At 45.6% G+C, this 6069-nt stretch carries 7 protein-coding genes; all 7 read right to left on the bottom strand.

Annotated elements, in window-relative coordinates; genetic code table 11:
• On the bottom strand, nucleotides 1-921 hold a 921-nt coding region (locus ACJMLT_RS01465), incomplete at its 3' end, for an ATP-binding protein (protein WP_405725510.1).
• A gap of 415 nt (nucleotides 922-1336) precedes the next feature.
• Nucleotides 1337-2428: a DNA replication/repair protein RecF gene (gene recF / locus ACJMLT_RS01460; RefSeq protein WP_405725507.1), complete on the bottom strand. Its 1092-nt coding sequence runs from the start codon at nucleotides 2426-2428 to the stop codon at nucleotides 1337-1339.
• 65 nt (nucleotides 2429-2493) lie between these two features.
• Nucleotides 2494-2919, bottom strand: a complete 426-nt coding sequence (locus ACJMLT_RS01455) for a hypothetical protein (RefSeq protein WP_405725504.1) — start codon at nucleotides 2917-2919, stop codon at nucleotides 2494-2496.
• A 4-nt stretch (nucleotides 2920-2923) separates the two neighbouring features.
• Entirely contained in the window at nucleotides 2924-3805 is an 882-nt protein-coding gene (locus ACJMLT_RS01450; protein WP_405725501.1) for a DMT family transporter, read from the bottom strand.
• A 47-nt stretch (nucleotides 3806-3852) separates the two neighbouring features.
• A complete protein-coding gene (locus ACJMLT_RS01445; RefSeq protein ID WP_405725498.1) occupies nucleotides 3853-4074 on the bottom strand; it encodes an RNA-binding S4 domain-containing protein in 222 nt (73 codons plus the stop codon).
• 255 nt (nucleotides 4075-4329) lie between these two features.
• Nucleotides 4330-5433, bottom strand: a complete 1104-nt coding sequence (gene dnaN, locus ACJMLT_RS01440) for a DNA polymerase III subunit beta (protein WP_405725495.1) — start codon at nucleotides 5431-5433, stop codon at nucleotides 4330-4332.
• Between the two features lie 441 nt (nucleotides 5434-5874).
• On the bottom strand, nucleotides 5875-6069 hold a 195-nt coding region (locus ACJMLT_RS01435), incomplete at its 5' end, for a helix-turn-helix domain-containing protein (RefSeq protein ID WP_405725492.1).

Raw genomic sequence — 6069 nt, 5'->3', positions numbered from 1 at the left:
ATCAGCATCCTTGATGATGCCCAGTTTTTTGCCGTAATCGTTCAGTGTTTTGGTCAGGCCTGCCTTAAAGCCCACCAGATGGGTACCGCCATCGGGGGTATTGATATTATTGACGAAAGTGAAAATGCTTTCTGTAAAGCCATCATTATGCTGGAAAGCCACTTCTACCAGAACGCCGTCCTTTTCGCCGGAAGCATAGAAAATATTTTCATACAGAGGGGTTCTGGAGTGGTTCAGGTAGGAAACAAATTCCTTGATGCCGCCTTCGTAGTGGAAGGAGTGGCTCTGTTCCATGCCTTCTCTCAGGTCGAACAGATTGATCTTCAGACCCTTTGTCAGGAAGGCCGTTTCGCGGAAGCGCTGCTTCAGGATGTCGTATTCGAAAACAGTTTCTTCGAAGATCTGGTCATCGGGCAGGAAATGTACGAAGGTACCTGTGATATCTGTTTCGCCAACAATGGTCAGGGGTGCCAGCACATCGCCACGGGTATATTTCTGTTCGTGGATCTTGCCGTCACGGTGAACTTGTACCACCAGCCATTCAGACAGGGCGTTTACAACGGAAGCACCTACCCCGTGCAGACCGCCGGAAACCTTATATCCGCCGCCGCCAAATTTACCGCCGGCATGGAGGATGGTAAATACCATCTGCAGGGCAGACATCCCTTTCTGTTCATTGATATCTACGGGGATGCCACGGCCGTTATCCATAACGGAAATGGAATTGTCGGGATGGATCTTTACTGTGATCTCATTGCAGAAGCCTGCCAGGGCTTCGTCCACAGAGTTATCTACGATTTCATAAACCAAATGATGCAGACCCTTGGAGCTGGTGGAACCGATATACATACCGGGACGCTTACGAACTGCTTCCAGCCCTTCCAAGACCTGAATTTGATTTGCATTATATTCGGATGACATCAAATCCCTCTCTTTCTTTTTGTTTTTCACGGATTTTCTGTCTTTTACAACAAAAAAGAAGGCCATTTTGGGAGGCGTTCTTTTCGAACAGCCTCGCCGTGTGTCTTAAGAAAAATCCGACAGAAAACGACTTCTTAAGAGACACCGCATTGGTCTTTCTCAGGTGCAAAAAACGATACAATAAAATTTGTATTTATTATAGCATTTTTTTGTTGATTTTTCAACGTTTTCACTTTGTTTTTATCCACAATTTTCAATCAGTTTCTTCCTTATTATTTAGGAAATTTACTAATGAAAAACACAAACTGCAAAAATAAAAAAGACACTGCCCAATGCAGTGTCTCTCTTTTCTGCAAATTCTTTTCGCCATAGATTCTTTTCTTTGAAATCGCAAGAGACTTCAGGAAAAAATCTATCACCGAAAATTTTCTCCGCTTATTACCCCATTTTCCACATAAAAAAGATTATCCTTACTGATATATTTTCTGACAGAGTCCTCGATGCCCGTACAGGTCACAAAGGCCTGCAGACCTTCTATGGACTGCAGCAGATATCTCTGTCTGTTTTCATCCAGTTCGGAAAACACATCGTCCAGCAGAAGGACAGGGTCTTCCCCTGTTTCTTCGCGGATCAGGTCTATCTCCGCCAGACGGGCTGCCAGCGCCGTTGTTCTCTGCTGCCCCTGAGAGCCATAAACCTTCACCTCTCTGCCGTCGATGGAAAAGAGGATATCATCCTTGTGGGGGCCGCTCTGGGTAGAGCCGAAAGTAATATCACGGTCAATATTTTTCCGCAGTTTTTCCGCCAGCATCCCTGCTTCGCAGTTAGGTTTATAAATGGTCTGCAGGTGGTCTTTGCCCCCTGTCAGCTGCGAAAGTTTTTCCGACGCAATTTCATCCAGCCGCGCCAGAAAACGCTTTCTGGCTGCAATGATGCGCTCGCCGTAGTCAGCCATCTGGTCATCCCAGACGAAAAGGGTCTCCTGCAGTTTCGGATTTTTTGAAATTTCCTTCAGCAGATTGTTTCTCTGCTTCAGAATCCGATAATACTGCTGCAGGTCATAATAATAGACCTTACTCAGCTGGCAAAGCTCCATATCCAGAAAACGTCTGCGTTCCGCAGGGCCGTCCTTTACCAAAGACAAATCCTCGGGAGAAAAAATCACGGCATAGAGCGTGCCAAAAAGATCGCCCATTTTTCTGACAGGCAGACCATTAACGGCAATCCCCTTCTTTTCATCCTTTTTCAGATGGACATCGATGCGGTCATAGAGATTTTTTCGCTGTACCATCATGCGGATATGGCTTTCCTCCGCATCAAAACGGATGAGCTGCTGGTCGCTTTTGCCCCGCAGGGAACGCCCCATGGCGCAGAAATACAGGGATTCCAGAAAATTTGTCTTTCCCTGGGCGTTGCTGCCGTAGATCACATTGATCCCCTCGGATGGTTCGATTTTCAGTTGTGCAAGGTTTCTGAAATTCTGAAGGGAAACCTCTGTGATATACATATTTATTCACCTGCAATTTATAATTATGAATTATATTATTTCTTTCCAGAAATACATTATGTAAATTAAATCAATTCTTTTAATTCATGGAGCAAAGCTTTGAGAACGATTTCTCTTTCTTCAAAGAAAGCCTGTTTCTGCTCTTCCTCATCATCCTCAAAATAAGCATACTCCTCGGAAAATTCCACCCAATCGGTAAAATATTCCTCCATATCTTCGCAGATTTCTCGGATGATTTCCATTTTGGACAGCTTCACTTCATACGTTTCCGGGCCATAATACCCCTGCGCCACGATTTTTGTACTTTCGTCGGCAGTCAGCGTAAATTCGGAACCTTCCTCATCGAAATGCAGTTCCAGAGGCATCTCTTTTTTCAATGCGGCAATGGATGCTTCCATCACTTCCACGGGAACATCCTGAATATAACTGCCAAGGCCTTCAAAATCTCCCAGAAGGATATCCGTCCAGCCGTTTTTCGGTTTTGTAAACATAATATCAGTTCCTTTCTTTTTCCGGCATCTCACTGATAAAGGTGGAGCCCAATACCAGAACCGCACCGATGATGCCGTACAGTCCCATACTTTCCTTCAGCAGAAGAGCAGACAGAATGATGGCAACGATGGGGTCGATATAGCTGAAAATCGCCAGAGTCTGGGCTTCCAGCTCTTTCATGGAATCGAAGTAAAGAGCATAGGCAACGCCCGTATGCACCAAACCCACAAAGAGAAGCAGTGCCCACAGAGAAGGGGTCATGGAAAGAGCTGCTGTACCAAAATCCTGTGTCAACATAACATAGGGACTCAGTACGATGGCCCCCATCCCCAGCTGCATGATAGTCTTGTCATAGGCATTGATCTCTGTGATCTTTTTGTTCATCAGCACAACAGTAGCATAAAAACATGCCGCCCCAAGACCGTACAGGATGCCTTTTGCCTCAGAAAGAGCGGGGATGCCTGTATGCAATACCCCGGAAACAAAAACCATCCCCAACAGGGCAACAGCAGCACAGACAGCTTTTTTCGCCGTCAGTTTTTCCTTCAGCAGGAAGGGTGACGCAAGGATCACAAAAATCGGCTCCATGTAATAACAGATGGTGGCCGTGGCAACGGTGGTATAGTTATAGGATTCAAAAAGCAGGATCCAGTTGATGCCGATAAAAGCCCCCGAGAGCGCAAGCATCATGAAATTCTTTTTGATGGCTGCTTTATCCAGTTTACTTTTTTTCAGATAAACAAAAAGAAGCACGAAAAATGCACCGACAAAACCCCTTACCAGCGCGATCATGCTGGAGGGCAGGGGAATATGCCGCACAAAAATACCTATGGTACCAAAAATAAACATCGATGCGATCAATTCCAGTTTTGCCTTATTTGCCATTTTCACATGCTCCTCTCATCTTCTGTATGAATATAAATTTTTCGTGTTTAGTTGGATTCCAGCTCCACTTCCACGCAGCCAACGCCTTTTACTTCTACGATATCGCCGTGGCGGATCTTTTTGCCGCGTTCTGTAGCCATTTCGTTGTTGACATAAACCATACCTTCGGACAGGTAGTATTTTACATCAGACCCCTGATCGACCAGACCGGCCAGTTTCAGCACCTGCTGCAGTTTGATAAATTCCGTATGAATATATACTTTTTCCATTTTTACCTCCTTGAGGGCTTTGCCCTCAAACTCCCACCAGGGAAATGATTTCCCTGGACCCTCATTCGCAAAAACTTCGTTTTTGCAGGGTCATCAATAAGTTATGCGCCGCAGGCAAATAAAGTTTCGGTCAAGCCTTTTTAAAGGCTTGCGGGTGCATTGAGGGCAGCGCCCTCAAGGTCTTTATCGCCTTGCAAGCCGATTTTTGGAAAGTTTGAAAACCTTTTTGCAAGGAAAAAAGGTTTTCAAGGTCTTTTACATTCTCAAAGGCAAAATTAAATACTTAAACGCATCGCCTTCCACAGGCAGGATGGTACAAGGGCTGAGAGACGCCATAAAGATCATCTTCACTGTTTCATCCTCGATGGAGCGCAGCGCTTCGATCAGATATCTGGGGTTGAAAGCGATAGACAGATCGTCGCCTTCCACTTCCGCAGCAATGCTTTCATGGGCAGTACCCATATCACTTCTTGCAGTGATATCCATACCACCGTTTCTCAGCATCAGACGCACGGGCGTTTTTCTGTTATCTCTGGAAACCAGAGACGCTCTTTCCAGCGCCTGGATCAGTTCGCTCTTGTCAATAATCATTTTTGTTTTGTAATCCTCGGAGAAAGACTGTGCATAACGGATGAAGTCACCTTCGATCAGTCTGGATACCATCACTGCATTCCCCAGATCAAAGAGGATGTGTTTTTCTGTCAGGTACATGGACAGGGTATCTTCTTCCTCCTGAGACAGGATCTTATTCAGTTCGGACAATGTTTTGCCGGGTACGATGACTTCTGTATCCCCGCTGCCCATCATCAGGGAATTTTTGCGGAAAGAAATACGATAACCATCCACAGAAACCACATTCACGGAATCATTTTTCAGTTCAAACAGTTCGCCGGTCAGCACAGGTTTGCTGCTGTCCTGAGCGATGGAGAAAATGGTCTGACGGATCATATCTCTCAGTTTCGCCTGTTCCATAGAGTATACCTTTTCCTGTTCCACTTCGGGCAGGGAAGGGAAATCGTCGCCGCTCTGACCCATGATCTGGAATTCGGAAGTACCACTGAGGATGGTCACAGCGAATTTTTCGTCTGTTTCGATGGTCACGGATTCGCCGTTCAGTCTGCGAACGATTTCGTTAAAGATGCGGGCTTCGATGGCAACTTCGCCTTTTTCTTCGATCTCCGCTTCGATGGGCGCCGTTTTGATGCCGATCTCCAGATCGTTACCGGTCATCACAAAGCCTCTTTCGTCTGCGGTCAGCAGAATACATTCCAGAATAGGCAATGTGGTTCTGTTGGAAACGGCTTTGTTTACGATATTGATATACTGCAGGAGCAGGTCTTTGCTGCACGTTAATTTCATAGCTGTGTACAACTCCTTTGTTCACATGTATAAGTAAGATAAGTAAACGTTGATCAGTAGTAGCAGTAGTAGGGGCTGTGGGTTTGTGGAAAACCCCTCCGCGCCCCGAAAAATCAAGGGAAAAGCATTTTGGAAAACCATGTGGATAAGTCTGTATAACTTTCGTGGTTGTCCACGTTATCCACATTCGTCCTGATGGGACGATGGTTGTCCACAATTTTTCCGATGAAAATCCACAGATTTCTGTGGAAAAGTTTCTTATTATAAGGAAGAACTTTATGGGGCTCTGCCCCAAACCCTGCAAACCTTTGAAAAGGTTTGATCCAAACTTTATACGAAAAAGCATGAAATGCTTTTTCAAATGAGGGTGCAGGGAAATCATTTCCCTGCCGGGTGTTTGAGGGCAGCGCCCTCAATTAGGGTTCTAAGGGACAAAGTCCCTTAGGCTTCTTTGATTTCTTTTTCCAGCTGAAGGATGGTTTTCTGCAGGGCAGTGTCTGTTTCCAGCTGTTTTTCGATCTTTGTAATGGCGTGGATGACTGTTGTATGGTCTCTGCCGCCAAAGCTTTCGCCGATTTTCGGCAGGGAAATATCCAGCAGCTTTCTGCAAAGATACATGGATACCTGTCTGGGGAA

The sequence above is a fragment of the Anaerotignum sp. genome, assembly GCF_045122575.1.
Lineage (GTDB): Bacteria > Bacillota > Clostridia > Lachnospirales > Anaerotignaceae > Anaerotignum_A.
The sequence above is the reverse complement of the archived record's forward strand: the minus strand, read 5'-3'. Positions and strand labels throughout refer to the sequence as shown.